15 protein-coding genes are annotated in these 15065 nt (G+C 63.4%); 13 read left to right on the forward strand and 2 right to left on the reverse strand.

What is annotated here, in order from left to right; all coding sequences use genetic code 11:
- Positions 1-61 precede the first annotated feature (61 nt).
- Genes IB264_RS26115 through IB264_RS26140 form a run of 6 tightly spaced genes read left to right on the forward strand, consistent with a single transcriptional unit; the run spans position 62 to position 6424 of the window.
- Positions 62-844, forward strand: a complete 783-nt coding sequence (locus tag IB264_RS26115; protein WP_057225033.1) for an IclR family transcriptional regulator — start codon at positions 62-64, stop codon at positions 842-844.
- Entirely contained in the window at positions 844-2097 is a 1254-nt protein-coding gene (locus IB264_RS26120; protein WP_057225035.1) for a Tm-1-like ATP-binding domain-containing protein, read from the forward strand. The genes IB264_RS26115 and IB264_RS26120 overlap by 1 nt, the downstream gene beginning before the upstream one ends.
- The gene (locus tag IB264_RS26125) at positions 2094-2741 is read left to right on the forward strand and encodes an HAD family hydrolase (protein WP_057220701.1); all 648 of its coding nucleotides are present in this window, start codon (positions 2094-2096) and stop codon (positions 2739-2741) included. Before IB264_RS26120 ends, IB264_RS26125 begins: the two co-directional genes overlap by 4 nt.
- A gap of 18 nt (positions 2742-2759) precedes the next feature.
- The gene (locus IB264_RS26130) at positions 2760-4118 is read left to right on the forward strand and encodes an aspartate aminotransferase family protein (protein WP_057225038.1); all 1359 of its coding nucleotides are present in this window, start codon (positions 2760-2762) and stop codon (positions 4116-4118) included.
- A 1-nt stretch (position 4119) separates the two neighbouring features.
- Positions 4120-5403 (forward strand): aspartate aminotransferase family protein, encoded by a 1284-nt coding sequence (locus IB264_RS26135; protein ID WP_057225040.1) that lies wholly within the window; start codon positions 4120-4122, stop codon positions 5401-5403.
- Positions 5404-5410: 7 nt separating this feature from the next.
- Positions 5411-6424: a phosphotransferase enzyme family protein gene (locus IB264_RS26140; protein WP_057225042.1), complete on the forward strand. Its 1014-nt coding sequence runs from the start codon at positions 5411-5413 to the stop codon at positions 6422-6424.
- Between the two features lie 17 nt (positions 6425-6441).
- On the opposite strand, the gene hpaR is transcribed toward IB264_RS26140, so the two are convergent.
- Entirely contained in the window at positions 6442-6912 is a 471-nt protein-coding gene (gene hpaR / locus IB264_RS26145; RefSeq protein WP_057225044.1) for a homoprotocatechuate degradation operon regulator HpaR, read from the reverse strand.
- Between the two features lie 133 nt (positions 6913-7045).
- On the opposite strand from hpaR, the gene IB264_RS26150 reads away from it, so the two are divergent.
- The 7 genes from IB264_RS26150 (at position 7046) to hpaI (ending at position 14070) form a co-directional block, all read left to right on the forward strand.
- Positions 7046-7438, forward strand: a complete 393-nt coding sequence (locus tag IB264_RS26150) for a 5-carboxymethyl-2-hydroxymuconate Delta-isomerase (protein ID WP_057225045.1) — start codon at positions 7046-7048, stop codon at positions 7436-7438.
- 67 nt (positions 7439-7505) lie between these two features.
- The gene (hpaE, locus tag IB264_RS26155) at positions 7506-9023 is read left to right on the forward strand and encodes a 5-carboxymethyl-2-hydroxymuconate semialdehyde dehydrogenase (RefSeq protein ID WP_057225047.1); all 1518 of its coding nucleotides are present in this window, start codon (positions 7506-7508) and stop codon (positions 9021-9023) included.
- A gap of 44 nt (positions 9024-9067) precedes the next feature.
- Positions 9068-10048, forward strand: coding sequence for a 3,4-dihydroxyphenylacetate 2,3-dioxygenase (gene hpaD, locus IB264_RS26160; RefSeq protein WP_057225049.1), 981 nt, complete (start codon positions 9068-9070; stop codon positions 10046-10048).
- A 67-nt stretch (positions 10049-10115) separates the two neighbouring features.
- Complete coding sequence (locus tag IB264_RS26165) at positions 10116-11528, forward strand: pyridoxal-dependent decarboxylase (protein ID WP_025428276.1); 1413 nt, start codon at positions 10116-10118, stop codon at positions 11526-11528.
- A gap of 58 nt (positions 11529-11586) precedes the next feature.
- Positions 11587-12456 (forward strand): fumarylacetoacetate hydrolase family protein, encoded by an 870-nt coding sequence (locus IB264_RS26170; protein WP_057225051.1) that lies wholly within the window; start codon positions 11587-11589, stop codon positions 12454-12456.
- A 3-nt stretch (positions 12457-12459) separates the two neighbouring features.
- Positions 12460-13263 (forward strand): 2-oxo-hept-4-ene-1,7-dioate hydratase, encoded by an 804-nt coding sequence (gene hpaH / locus IB264_RS26175; protein ID WP_057214618.1) that lies wholly within the window; start codon positions 12460-12462, stop codon positions 13261-13263.
- A gap of 9 nt (positions 13264-13272) precedes the next feature.
- Positions 13273-14070, forward strand: a complete 798-nt coding sequence (gene hpaI, locus IB264_RS26180) for a 4-hydroxy-2-oxoheptanedioate aldolase (RefSeq protein ID WP_057225053.1) — start codon at positions 13273-13275, stop codon at positions 14068-14070.
- Here hpaI and IB264_RS26185 read toward each other — a convergent pair.
- Positions 14064-15062, reverse strand: a complete 999-nt coding sequence (locus IB264_RS26185) for an NAD(P)-dependent oxidoreductase (RefSeq protein ID WP_057207374.1) — start codon at positions 15060-15062, stop codon at positions 14064-14066. The two genes, hpaI and IB264_RS26185, sit on opposite strands and share 7 nt — an antisense overlap.
- Positions 15063-15065: the final 3 nt, after the last annotated feature.

The following is a 15065-nucleotide window of genomic DNA, read 5'->3' on the forward strand; positions in this document are numbered from 1 at the left end:
TGGGAATCAAGGGAACAGGCATCGGGATCACTGACGGCGGCGCTCAACGACGGAGGACTGGATGAGCACCATCGGTAAGGCACTGACCCTGTTGGACGCGATCTCGCGACTGGACAGGGAAGTGGGCTTGAGCGACATCGCCAGGCATTGCGTGCTCGACAAGGCGACGGCGCGACGCTTTCTCGTCGAGCTTGAAAAACACGGTTTCGTCGAACAGGATCCGGATACCAAGCGCTACCGCATCGGCGGCGCGCCGGTCCGGCTTGCCCGCATCCGGGAAGCACGGTTCCCCTTTCTCACGCTCGCCATTCCATTCGTAAAAGAGCTTGCCAGCACATCAGGCGAGACCGTGCATCTCTCGGAATTCGTCGCCGACCGGCTTTCGACCGTTCACGTGGAAGATTCGCCGCGCGCCCATCGGGTCATCGTCGACATCGGCAGCGCGTTGCCCTTCCATGCGACCGCATCCGGCCACGCCTTCCTCGCCTTCTGCCCGGCAAGGCAGATCGAAGATGCACTGTCCATGCCCCTTGAAGCCTTCACCGAGTACACGATCACGTCGAAAACAGAACTTCGCCGCCTGCTCGTAGAGACCGCCCACCGCGGCTATTCGATCAGCCAGCAGGGGCTCGAAAGCGGCGTCATCAGTGTCGCCGCCCCGATCCGTGCGCCGGACAGCGTGCCGATCGGCGCGATCGCCGTTGCAGCCCCGCAGGTGCGCGCCAATGCCGACACGATCGAGCAACTCGGACCGGCAACGGCGGCGATCGCGAAACGCATTTCGGAGAAATTCTTTGGGTTGGAGCAGGTGCCTGCCAATCCGCTGGCAAGGAGGGCCGGCTGATGAATGCGATGAACCGTCTACCCAACATCCTTGTCGTTGGGACGGGAGACACCAAATGCGAAGAGCTTCAATTCATGGCATCCGTCATTCGCGAGGCCGGTGGCCTGCCTGTGATGATCGACGTCAGCGTTCTCGGTGATCCGCCCTATGCGCCGGAATATTCCCGTCACGATATCGCCAAGGCGGCAGGCACGTCGATCGTAGCGATTGCCGCAAGCGGCGACGAAAACAGTGCGATGGAGTTGATGGCCAAGGGTGCGGCGGCCCTCACCCGCAGCCTCTACGATGCGGGCCAGGCCGATGGCGTCATCATTCTCGGCGGTTCGATGGGCACGGACCTGGCACTCGACGTCGCTGCAGCCCTGCCGCTCGGCGTGCCGAAGTTCGTCGTCTCGACGATCGCCTATTCGCACCTGCTGCCGCCGGAACGCATCGCGCCCGATCTGATGATGATCCTGTGGGCGGGCGGACTTTACGGCCTCAACGGCATTTGCCGATCGGTGCTTTCGCAAGCCTGTGGCGCCGTCGTCGGGGCGGCGCGCTTCGGCACCAAACCGGACAAGGAGCGGCCGCTCATCGGCATGACCTCGCTCGGATCGAGCTGCCTCAAATACATGAAATACCTGAAGCCCGAACTTGAGCGCCGCGGCTATGACGTCGCAGTGTTTCATGCGACCGGCATGGGCGGCCGCGCCTTCGAGGCGATTGCCGCACAGAACGGCTTTACCGCCGTCTTCGACTTCTGCATCCAGGAAGTCAGCAACCATCATCACGGCACCGTCGTCACGTCAGGGCCAGATCGGCTGGAAAATGCCGGACGCGCCGGAATTCCGCAGCTTGTAGCACCGGGAGCAGTCGATATGGTCGACCTGCCCGCCTGGCAGGCATTGCCCGCAGCCTTAGCTGGCCGGCCCTATCATGCCCACAACCGGCTGCTGGGCTCGGTGACGACATCGCCAGAAGGCCGGCGCGAGATCGCCCGCATCATCGGCGGCAAGCTCGCCGTGACCAGCGCCGAAGTCGCCTTCATCCTGCCGCTCAAGGGCATCCAGGAATGGGACAAGCCGGAGGAACCGCTGCACGAACCTGAAGCGCTCGACGCCTTCATCGACGAGATGCGCCGCGCCGTCCCCTCCTCCGTCAGCCTTCATGAAATCGACAGCCACATCAACGCACCGGAGTTTTCGGCAAAGGCGCTCGCCATCTTCGACGACTGGATCGCCCGCGGCGTGATCCCGGGAGGCCGCCCGTGACGGATCGCGCTCTCATCCTCGACTTCGGCGGCGTCGTTACACGCACGCTGTTTGAAACCCACGATGTCACCGAGCGCGCGCTCGGCCTTGCCCCCGGCAGCCTGACCTGGCGGGGGCCGTTCGACACCGCCACCGATCCACTCTGGGTGTCGATGCAGAGGCGCGAGATCACCGAGCGCGACTATTGGACGGAGCGCACCCGCGAAGTCGGGCACCTCGTCGGTGAAGACTGGACGGATATGAAGACCTTCGTCCAGCGCGCGCGCGGCGCCGAGCCGGAACTGGTGCTGCGCCCGGAAGCGCGCGATGCGATCCTACAGGCCAAGGACGCCGGTATCAGGCTCGCCATTCTTTCCAACGAGCTCGATCTTTTCTACGGGGTCGAGTTTCGCAAGCGCTTCCCGCTGATCCAGCTTTTCGACGTCATCGTCGATGCCACCTACACCGGCATCCTGAAACCGGACCCGCGGGCCTACGAACTCGCACTTTCCGAGCTCGGCCTGCCGCGAGAGGCCTGCGTCTTCGTCGACGACCAGAAAAAGAACATTGAGGGCGCCGAGGCAGTGTCCCTGCCCAACGTGCACTTCGATGTCACCAGACCCGCCGAAAGCTACGCCAGAGCCCTCCGGATGCTCGGCATTTGAACTGACCAGGAGCAAGACATGCGCGAAACCAATTTCCTCATCGAGAACAACGCCCGCCACCTGTGGCATCCGATGGCACACCCCGCCGAAATGCACGCGACGCCGCCGCGCATCATCAATGCCGGCGAGGGCGTGGAGATCGTCGACATCCACGGCAAGAAGGTACTCGATGCGGTCGGCGGCTTGTGGAACGTCAATCTCGGTTATTCCTGCGAGCCGGTGAAGAAGGCGATCCGCGATCAGCTCGACGACCTGCCCTATTATTCGACCTTCCGCGGCACCACCAACTCGCCGCTGATCGAGCTTTCCTATGAACTTGCCGAATGGTTCAAGGAGGATGGCCTCAGCCGCTCGTTCTTCACCTCGGGCGGCTCGGACTCGGTCGAGACCTGCCTTCGCCTCGCCCGCCAGTACCACAAGCTCAACGGCCAGCCGGAGCGCACCAAATTCGTCGCGCTGAAGAAGGGCTACCACGGCACGCATTTCGGCGGCGCGTCGGTCAATGGCAACTCTAATTTCCGCCGCAACTACGAGCCGCTGCTGCCGGGCGTCTTCCACCTTCCCGCCCCCTATACCTACCGCAATCCGTTCGCGACGACGGACGGCGCCGAGATCGCCAGGGGCATTGCCCGCCTCTTCGAAGACGAGATCGCCTTCCAGGGGGCCGACACCATCGCCGCGCTGATCATGGAGCCGGTGCTCGGTGCCGGCGGCGTGATCGTGCCGCACGAAACCTTCATGCCGCTAATGCGCGAGATCTGCGATCGCCACGGCATCCTGCTGATTGCTGACGAGGTGATCACCGCCTTCGGCCGCACCGGCGCCTGGACCGGTTCGCGTCTTTGGGGTGTCAAGCCGGACCTGATGTCGACGGCCAAGGCCATCACCAACGGTTATTATCCCTTCGGCGCGGTGATGATCTCGGACAAGGTTGCCGAGGCTTTCGAGACCAACAGGACGGCTGCCGGTTCGATCGGCCATGGCTACACCTATTCCGGTCACCCGGTCGGTGCGGCTGCCGCCCTTGCAACCCTCAAGGAAACAAAACGCCTTGATGTGGCGGCCAATGCGGGCGCGCGCGGCGAGGAGTTGATGGCCGGCCTGCAAGCTCTGAAGGCCAACCACGACCTCATCGGCGATGTGCGCGGCAAGGGCCTGATGTGCGCGCTCGAACTGGTGTCGGACCAGGCAAAGAAATCGCCGGCTGCCAAGGACGTGGTGCAGAAGGTCCAGGACGCAGCCTATGAGGCTGGTGTCATGGTCCGCACCTCCGGCCCGAACGTGATCCTGTCGCCGCCACTCGTGATCACTGCCGAGGATGTCACGCGCATTCTTTCGGCGCTCGACGCCGGCCTGAGTGCTGCCGGGGGCAAATGACATGAGCGACACGGCAGCGCTGCTGGCACGCCGCGAACGGCTGCTCGGCAAGAACATGTCGCTGTTTTACAGCGACCCGGTCCATATCATCAGGGGAGAAGGCGTCTGGCTCTTTGACGCCGACGGCAGACGCTATCTCGACTGCTACAACAATGTGCCGCATGTCGGCCATTGCCATCCCCGCGTGGTCGAAGCGATCACCCGGCAGGCATCGACGCTGAACACCCACACGCGCTACCTGCACGAGGGTATCCTCGACTATGTCGAACGACTGACCGCGACGTTCGATCCTAGTCTAGACACAGCGATCCTGACCTGCACCGGCAGCGAGGCCAACGACATTGCCCTGCGCATGGCTCAGGCGGTGACCGGAAAAACCGGGGTCATCGCCACCGATCACACCTATCACGGCAACACTGCCTCCGTTTCGCAGCTTTCCACCCGGATGCCGCCGGTCGGCGGCTCCGGCGGCCATGTGCGCCACGTGCCGGCACCGGATAGCTACCGGCCACTCGGCGGCGTTTCCGGCGAAGCCTTTTCGATCGCGTTTGCGGCCGAAGTGGAAAAGGCGATCGCCGAGCTGCAGAAAAGCCCGTTTGGTTTTTCCGCGCTGATCATCGACCCGTTCTTCGCCAATGAGGGCTTCCCCGATCTACCTGAGGGCTTCCTCGACAGGACCGTTGCGGCCGTGCGGAAAGCCGGCGGCGTGGTGATTGCCGACGAGGTCCAGCCCGGTTTCGGCCGCACGGGCGGGCACATGTGGGGCCACCAGAAGGCCGGCATCACCCCCGACATCGTCACGCTAGGCAAGCCGATGGGCAACGGCCATCCGATCGGCGGCGTCGTTGCCGGCAGCGATGCGCTGAACGCGTTCCGCAAGGCGTTCCGCTACTTCAACACCTTCGGCGGCAATCCGGTGTCCTGCGCCGCGGCAATGGCCGTGCTCGACGTCATCGAGGATGAAAAGCTTGTAGATAATGCCCGCGAGGTCGGCGCCTATTCCAAGGCCGGCATCGACCGGCTCAGGCACAAGCACGCCATCATCGGCGACGTGCGCGGCAGCGGCTTGTTCTTCGGAGCGGAACTCGTGCTCGACCGGGGTAACAAGACGCCGGCCGCCGAACTCGCCACCAAGGTCATCAACGACATGCGCGAGCGTGGCGTGCTGATGGGCAAGCTCGGCATCCATCAATGCGCGACAAAGATCCGCCCGCCGATGCCGTTCTCCAAGGAGAACGCCGACCTGATGTTGTCGACCCTCGACGACGTGCTTTCAGGCTTGTGAACGCGCCATGGCCGAGCATCTGCCACAACATCTGCTGCTAGCACTCGAGGCCCGCGCACTGGAGGCCATAACCCACTGGGGACTTGCCGACGTGCGGCCCGAGCTGCTGAAATATCGGGAGAACGCCGTCTTCCGGGTCACCCTCGCCGACGGCGAGCCGGCTGCGCTCAGACTGCACCGACCGGGTTATCACGACGAGGCCGCGCTGCGCTCCGAACTGCAGTGGATGACAGCCTTGGGCGACGGCGGCCTTGCGGTGCCGAGCGCGATTGCGACACCGGACGGCCGTCTTCTCGTGCATCTCGACCCGACCGATGATTTTGGCGCACAGCATGCCGATATCGTCAGCTGGCTGGACGGCTCGCCGTTCGGTGAAAGCGGCGTTCCGCTCGCGCATAGCGGTGAGAGGCAGATCGTCCTGTTTCATGCGCTTGGGGCCATGATGGCCGACATGCACAACCTTGCCGATCGCTGGTCGGCGCCATCAGGCTTCAAACGTCCTGCCTGGGACATCGCGGGCCTGCTTGGCGAAAGGCCGGTCTGGGGCCGCTTCTGGGATTGCGAGGGCCTGTCGGTCGAGCAGAGGTGTGGGCTCGGCATTCTGCGCGATCGGCTTCGGAGCATTCTGGAAAACGTGCCTGCGGGCGAGTTCGACTACGGCCTCGTCCATGCCGACCTCGTGCGCGAGAACGTGCTGGTTTGTGACGACGGCGTGGCGTTCATCGATTTCGACGACGCGGGCTTCGGCTTTCGCCTGTTCGATATCGCGACGGCGCTCCTGAAGAACCGCAATGAACCGGCCTACGAGGCGATCGAAAGGGCGTTGATCGAAGGATACAGAAGCAAGCGCCCATTGACGGATCCGGCACTTTCGGCGCTGCCGATCTTCATGGCGCTTCGTAGCCTCACCTATATCGGCTGGTTTGCCGCGCGCCCGGAACTTCCGGACGCGGAGGCGCGTGTGCGTCGTTACGCGGATGAGGCGTTGCTCTTGGCGCAAGCGCTACCGGTCCTCGCATGAGGAATGCAGATGCCTTATCAATCGCCGAGCGTTGCGAGCTCGTCCAGCATGTCGAGCAACACCTCAACACGTTCGCGGCCGTAACGCGCTTCGAGCTGGTCGTAGATCGCCCGGCTTTCCGGGCTGACATCGGCAATGACGCGCATGCCCGCGGGCGCGATCTCGAGCAGCACGCGACGACCGTCGTCGGCGTCCTTGTGCTTGGTGATCAGTCCGCGCTCCTCGAGCGAGCGGATGATACGCGTGAGGCTCGGCGCCAAAATGAAGGCCTTGTCGGCCATCTCGGACGCGTCGACCTTGCCGGATTCTGCGAGGATCCGGATGACGCGCCATTGCTGCTCGGTGATTTCGTGACGCGCCAGCATCGGTCGGAAATGCCCCATCACCGCTTCGCGCGCGCGCAGAAGCGCGATCGGCAGCGACCGACGCGTATTGTGGGGAAGAAGGGCGTCGGGCCCAAGCTCGATCGGGGTTTTCGCACGGCTCATGCGCGATCTATGGGCGATTTTTCACCTTTCTGCAATTGCCGGCGAGCTTCGGGCGACAGCGAAAGTCGCTTGACACGGAACGGCATATTGTTAACGTGTTAATTAATAAACAGAGAGACACGGAGGACAGGAAATGCCGCACTTCACGATCGAACATTCCGCCAATCTCGACGCGCGCGTCGACTTCGACCGCCTGTGCCGCACGATCCACAAGACCATCCTCGGCACCGGTCTCTTTGAAACCGGCGCCGTTCGCGTGCGCGCAATCCGCAGCGCCGACTACGCGATTGCCGATCTCTTGCCTGAGAACAGTTTCATCGACATGTCCTTCCGAATCGGCTGGGGCCGCTCGGACGCCGAAAAGCAGGCGACCGGGACGGCCATCTTCGATGCCGCCACACAAGAGCTCGCAAGCCTTTTCGACACACCTCATTTCGCCCTCAGCCTGGAGATCCGCGAAATCGACCCGGATCTCAGCTGGAAGAAGAACGCGATCCACCCGCGCCTTCGAAAGCAGGGCAACTGACCCCGGCAGAAGTCGGCAAGAGTTTCTGCGCCCGCACAACGGCAGCGCACCACGATTGGAGAATGACATGTCCAAACTCGACGAGAACTTCAAGAAGGCGGACGCCTATCTCGCCCGCTTCGGCACGCACGGCGTCTTGAACCACATCAATGGCGAAGCCGTGCCGGCGCTGGATGGCGACAGCTTCGAGACGATCTCGCCAGTCGATCTCAAGCCGCTTGCAACCGTCTCACGCGGCAAAGCAGCCGATATCGACCGCGCTGCCCGTGCCGCGAAGGAGGCCTTCCCAGCCTGGGCCGCCATGCCGGGCGAAACGCGCAAAAAACTTCTGCACAAGATCGCCGATGCCATCGTCGCGCGCGCCGAGGAGATTGCCTTCGTCGAATGCATGGACACGGGGCAGTCGCTCAAGTTCATGGCCAAGGCCGCTCTGCGTGGTGCGGAGAACTTTCGCTTCTTTGCCGATCGCGCACCGGAGGCCCGCGACGGCAAGGTGCTACGCGGTGACAACCAGATCAACATGACCACGCGCGTACCGATCGGCCCGGTCGGCATCATCACGCCCTGGAACACGCCGTTCATGCTGTCGACTTGGAAGATAGCGCCCGCGCTCGCGGCCGGCTGCACCATCGTCCACAAGCCGGCGGAGTTCTCGCCGCTGACGGCCCGCCTGCTCGTCGAGATCGCCGAGGAAGCCGGTCTACCCAAGGGTGTCTGGAACCTGGTCAACGGCTTTGGCGAGGACGCCGGCAAGGCGCTGACCGAGCACCCTGCCATCAAGGCCATCGGCTTCGTCGGCGAAAGCCGGACGGGATCGCTGATCATGAAACAGGGCGCCGACACGCTGAAGCGGGTGCATTTCGAGCTCGGCGGCAAGAACCCGGTCGTCGTCTTTGCCGACGCCGATCTGGAGCGCGCCGCTGACGCCGCGGTGTTCATGATCTATTCGCTGAACGGTGAACGCTGCACCTCCTCTTCTCGGCTGCTGGTGGAAGACAGCATCTACAACAGCTTTACCGCGCTGGTTGCCGAGAAGGCCAAGCGCATCAGGATCGGTCATCCGCTCGATCCGGAAACCGTAGTCGGGCCGCTGATCCACCCGGAGCATGAAAAGAAGGTGCTCGAATACATCGGCATCGGCCAGGAAGAAGGTGCGACGGTTGCTGCCGGCGGTGCAAAGTTCGACGGCCCCGGTGGCGGCTGCTACGTCCAGCCGACGCTCTTTACCGGCGCCAACAATTCCATGCGGATCGCGCAGGAGGAGATCTTCGGGCCGGTCCTGACCGCCATTGCCTTCAAGGACGAGGCGGAGGCGCTGGAGCTTGCCAACGACGTTCAATACGGCCTTACCGGCTACCTCTGGACCTCCGACATCACGCGCGCCTTCCGCTTCACCGATCATCTCGAGGCGGGGATGATTTGGGTCAATTCCGAAAATGTCCGTCATCTGCCGACGCCCTTTGGCGGCGTCAAAAGCTCCGGCATCGGCCGCGACGGCGGCGACTGGTCGTTCGACTTTTACATGGAAACCAAGAACATCGCGTTTGCCAGCTCGGCGCATGCGATCGCCAAGCTCGGCGGCTGAGCGCGAGACACGAACCGCGCCGCCCAAAACTGGAGGAGACAAGAATGCCCTTACCGAAGCCGAACCTTCACCCGCCTTTCAACATCGTGCGGCTGAGCCATGTCGAACTCGCCGTCACCGATCTCGCCAAATCGCGCGCCTTCTATGTCTATGTGCTGGGCCTGCAGGTGACCGACGAGACGGCCGACACGATCTATCTGCGCGCCATGGAAGAACGCGGCCATCACTGCATCGTGCTGAAGAAGGCAGCGACTGCCGAAGCCCGCGATCTCGGTTTCAAGGTCTTTGGTGACGAGGACCTCGACAAGGCGGCGCATTTCTTCAAGCAGAAGGGGTTGCCGGTCGAATGGATCGAGCGGCCCTATCAGTCGCGCACCTTCCGCACCCGCGATCCGCAGGGCATTCCCTTGGAATTCTATTCGAAGATGGACCGCCTGCCGCCGATCCATCAGAAATATGCGCTTTATCGCGGCGTAAAGCCGCTGCGCATCGACCATTTCAACTGCTTCTCGCCCAATGTCGACGACGCCGTCGCCTTCTATAACGAGATCGGTTTCCGCGTGACCGAGTATACGGCCGACGAGGAGACCGGCCGGCTCTGGGCGGCCTGGACCCACCGCAAGGGCGGCGTACACGACATCGCCTTTACCAATGGTCGCGGCCCGCGCCTGCATCATACCGCCTTCTGGGTGCCGACGCCGCTCAACATCATCGACCTGCTCGACCTGATGTCGACCTCCGGCTGGCTCGCCAATATCGAGCGCGGCCCCGGACGTCATGGCATTTCCAATGCCTTCTTCCTCTATGTCCGCGATCCCGACAACCACCGCATCGAGATCTATTGCTCGGACTACCAGACCGTTGATCCCGATCTCGAACCGATCAAATGGGATCTCAAGGACCCGCAGCGCCAAACGCTCTGGGGCGCGCCTGCGCCACGCTCCTGGTTCGAAGAGGGCAGCCAATTTGCAGACGCCGAGACGGTGGAACCGGCGTTGAAGGCGCAACCTATCATCGCCCCGTAAATCGAGGCATGAAAGGTGGATGCCGGCACAACAGGGCCGGCACCAATGGCGCAAGGGGAGGAACGTTATGGACGAGAAGACTTTCGGTGAGTGGTCGCAGAAAGCGGCGGAATGGGGATCGGCCTATCGGGCGTCGCTACGCGACAGGCCTGTTCGCGCCCAGACGGCACCGGGCGCGATCGCAGCCCAGATCCCGAGCAAGCCGCCCCAGACCGGCGAGGACATGGCGGCGATCTTCGAGGATTTCGAAAACATCATCCTGCCGGGCATGACCCATTGGCAGCACCCGCGCTTCTTCGCCTATTTCCCTGCCAACGCCGCCCCGGTTTCCGTCATCGCCGAATATCTGGTGACGGCGATGGCCGCCCAATGCATGCTGTGGCAGACCTCCCCCGCTGCCACGGAGCTCGAAACCAGGGTGATCGACTGGCTGCGCCAGGCGATCGGCCTGCCCGACGGCTTTTCCGGCGTGATCCAGGACTCGGCGTCCTCCGCCACGCTCTCCGCCGTACTCGTCATGCGCGAGCGCGCCTTGAACTGGAAAGGCAACAAGCAAGGACTGAGCGCACACGCGCCCTTGCGCATCTACTCCTCGGACCAAGTCCACACCTCGATCGACCGGGCCATCTGGGTGTCGGGCATCGGCGAGGAAAACCTCGTGCGCATACCGGCGGCCGGGCCGCTCCACGCAATGGACTGCCAAGCGCTCGAAGCGGCCATTATCAGGGATAAAGACGCAGGTTTCCTGCCGGCCGGCGTCATTGCCTGTACCGGCGGCACCAGCACCGGCGCCTGCGACGATATCGCCGAAGTCGTTCGCGTCGCCCACAAGCACGGCCTTTATGTCCATGTCGATGCGGCATGGGCCGGGTCGGCAATGATCTGCGAGGAATTCCGCTCGCTCTGGGCCGGTGTCGAAGAGGCGGATTCTGTCGTCTTCAACCCGCACAAATGGCTCGGCGCCCAGTTCGACTGCTCTGCCCATTTCATCCGCAATCCCGATGATCTCGTCCGCACGCTGGCGATCCAACCGGAATATCTGAAGACCCATGGCCGCGACGGCATCATCAACTATTCTGAATGGACGATCCCGCTCGGAAGGCGCTTCCGCGCCCTGAAGCTGTGGTTCCTGCTGCGCTTCCACGGGCTGGATGGTCTGAAGACGATGATCCGCAACCACGTCGCCTGGGCAAATCGCCTGGCCGCGCGCCTCGGCGCGAACGAAAACTTCGAAATCGTCACCGCGCCGCGCTTCTCGCTGTTCTCGTTCCGCCATCGCGGTGGCGCCGACAGCGACGCCCACAACATCGCGCTGGTCAATGCCATCAACGACGATGGCCGCATTTACCTGACCCAGACGCGGGTCGACGGCCGCGTCGCCATCCGCTTCCAGGCAGGCCAGTTCGACATGACCGAGGCGGACGCCGATGTCGCCTTCGATGTCATCACCGAGGTCGCTGCGGGCATGGCTAACCGGTGATCTGCGGGATCAAACATGTCTGCCCGTCGGCATCGCCCGACCAGGCCGGAGGATTGAAATGACGCTTGTGAAATTCGCCAGTTTTTACACGAGCGACGGTCAGGGATACGGCCTTGTCAGCGACCACGGCATCATCGATCTGTCCCGGCGTTATTGCTCGAAATGGCCGACGCTGCGCGAGGTCATTGCCGACGGCGCCCTGACAAGGCTTGCGGACGAAGCCGCCACCCTCGCCCCGGATTTTTCGCTGGATGAAATCCGCTTCGAAATCCCGATCCCCGCGCCGGAAAAGATCATCTGCGTCGGAGTCAATTTCCCCGATCGCAACGAAGAGTACCGCGATGGGCAGGCAGCACCGTCCAATCCGTCGCTGTTCATCCGCTTCCCGCGTTCCTTCACCGGGCACGGACAGCCGCTGATCCGCCCGCCTGAAAGCCCGCAGCTCGACTACGAGGGCGAGATCGTCATCGTCATCGGCAAGGGCGGCCGGCGCATCCCCGAAGGCTCGGCGCTCGACCATATAGCTGCGTTGTCGCTCTGCAACGAAGGCACGATCCGCGACTGGGTGCGCCACGCCAAGTTCAACGTCACGCAAGGCAAGAACTTCGACCGCACGGGTTCGATCGGGCCATGGCTGGTTCCCTTCACCGACGAGGCGCAGATCGCAGACATCAAGCTCGAAACCCGCGTCAATGGTTGGGTCCGCCAGCAGGACCGAACCAGCCGGATGATCTTCTCCTTCCGCAAGATCATTAACTACGTCTCGACCTTCACCACGCTGGTGCCCGGCGACGTGATCGTCACGGGAACGCCGACCGGTGCCGGCGCCCGCTTCGACCCGCCGATCTGGCTGAAACCCGGCGATGTCGTCGAGGTCGAGGCCGATGGCATCGGCCTGCTTCGCAACCCCATCGCCGACGAGGTGTGAGCCGTGTTGAACGCCAGCGAAATCGCCGATGCCGCAAGGACGCTCGATGCGGCGGAGGCGAGCCGTATCCAGACCGGCCTTCTCTCCCTGAAGCATCCCGACATGACCATGGACGACGCCTACGCCGTGCAATCGGCCTGGGTGAAGCAGAAGATCGCCCGCGGACGCAGGGTCATCGGCTGGAAGATCGGGCTGACGTCGAAGGCGATGCAATATGCGCTGAACATCGATATTCCCGATTCCGGCGTGTTGTTCGACGACATGATGTTCGAGGACGGCGCCACGATCCCCAGGGATCGTTTCATCCAGCCGCGCATCGAGGCCGAGATCGCTTTCGTCATGAAGGCGCCGCTCGCCGGCCCCAATGTCAGCGTCTTCGACGTCCTCAATGCTACCGACTACGTCACTCCAGCGCTCGAGATTCTCGACACACGCATCCTGCGTGTCGATCCGGAAACGAAGAAGGCCCGAACCATCGTCGACACCATTTCCGACAATGCCGCCAATGCCGGCATCGTCATCGGCGGCCGCGCCATGCGCCCGCAGGATGTCGACATGCGCTGGATGGGCGCCATCGTCTCGCGCAATGCCGCGGTTGAAGAAACCGGGCTTGGTGCAGGCGTCCTCAACCATCCGGCCCGCGGCATCGCTTGGCTTGCCAACCGGCTTGCCAGCTATGGCGACCGCATCGACGCCGGCCAGATTGTGCTTGCCGGCTCGTTCATCCGCCCCGTCGAGGCCCGGCACGGCGACACCATCGTCGCCGATTTCGGGCCGCAGGGAACCGTCAGCTGCTTCTTCGAATAGGGTGCGCCCATGCCTGCTCCACGCAATATGTTCAAGCTTGCCCTTTCCGAGGGCCGGCCGCAGATCGGCCTTTGGCTGGCCCTCGCCAATCCCTACGCCGCCGAGATCTGCGGCGGTGCCGGTTTCGACTGGCTGCTGATCGACGGCGAACATGCCCCGAACGACGTGCCGCTGATGATGGCGCAGCTCCAGGCGCTCTCCAGTTCGACGAGCCATCCGATCATCCGCCCGCCGATCGGCGAGGCGTGGCTGATCAAGCAGCTTCTCGATCTCGGCGCGCAGACGCTGCTGGTGCCTATGGTCGAGACCGGCGAACAGGCCCGCGCGCTGGTCCGTGCCGTGCGGTATCCGCCCCACGGCATGCGCGGCGTCGGCGCAGCGCTTGCCCGCGCGTCGGCCTTCAACCGCATTGATGATTATCTCCCGACCGCCAATGCCGAGATCTGCCTGCTGTTGCAGGTGGAAAGCCGTGCGGGACTGGCGGCACTGGACGATATTGCGTCGACCGAAGGGGTCGATGGCGTCTTCATCGGTCCGGCGGATCTGGCGGCCGACATGGGCTTCCTTGGCCGGCCCGGGGCACCCGAGGTGCAGGAGGCGGTCGAGGCTGCACTCGCGCGCATACAGTCGCACGGCAAGGCTGCCGGCATCCTGACCTCGGACACCGCACTCGCCAAGCGCTACCTCGAACTGGGCGCGCTCTTCGTCGCTGTTGGGAACGATGTTAGCCTGCTCGTGGGAGCGACCAGCCGCCTGCGTGCGAACTTTGCCGAACAGCCGGTTGCGCCGCCCGCATCCGGCTATTGAGAGGCAACGCCACCGAGTGCATAGGGTCGCTTCGATTGCATTTGGTCGAGCGCCCGCGCCACGCCGGCCTGAAGATCGATGCGCGGCGCAAGGCCATAGGACGCCTGCAGCGCCGTATCGCCACAACGGAAGAACACGCCCTCGGGCTTGTCTGACCGGCCGCTTACTCTCGGCTCCCAGCCGATGCACCGGCTGACCAGTTGGGCGAGTTCAATGAAGGAGGTGGCGATGCCGGTGGAGATGTTGAGAGATGCGCCGTTCTGCAACCGGGTAAAGGTTCGCCAGACGAAATCGACGCAATCCGAGATATGGATGAAGTCGCGACATTGCCGGCCCGAGCCCCAGACGAAAACCTCTTCCGTGCCGCGCTCATCGAGGAGCCGTCTGCAGATCGCCGGGAATGGATAGCTCAGGTCCTGATCCTCGCCGTAGCCGCTGAACGGCCGGTAGGCGACCGCCCGCCCGCCATAATTCTCGACATAAAGCTTCATGAGGTATTCGCCGCTGAGCTTCGCCCAGCCATAACTCAGATCCGGGACGCCGATCGTGTGCTCGAAGTCGATCATGTCTTCGCTCAGCTTGCGGTACCCTTCCGGGCGCTGGAGGCTCACGGGATAAGCGGCACTCGAGCTGAAATAGATGACGGATCCCGGACGCGTGCGCGCGGCCCAGCGCCACATATCGGTGTCCACCGCGAGATCCTCAGCAACCAGAAGCGTCTGGGTCTCCAGCATGACACGACCGCCGACCATCGCGGCGAGATGAAACACCATGTCGAAACGGTCGTCGGAGCGATCGAAGTAGCGGCGGCAATCCTCCTCGATGAGGGAGAAGCCGCCCCTCGGCGGGTTCGGCCAATCCTCAGGACGCATTGCCCCGGTTCCGCGCGCGAGCTTATCGACGCAAACGACCTCGACACCTTCCGACATCAGCTTGCCGCAGAGATGGCGTCCCACAAATCCGGCTCCGCCGGTCACCAATGCACGCGCCATCCT

It is taken from the genome of Ensifer sp. ENS11 (genome assembly GCF_014851895.1).
GTDB classification, from domain to species: domain Bacteria; phylum Pseudomonadota; class Alphaproteobacteria; order Rhizobiales; family Rhizobiaceae; genus Ensifer; species Ensifer canadensis.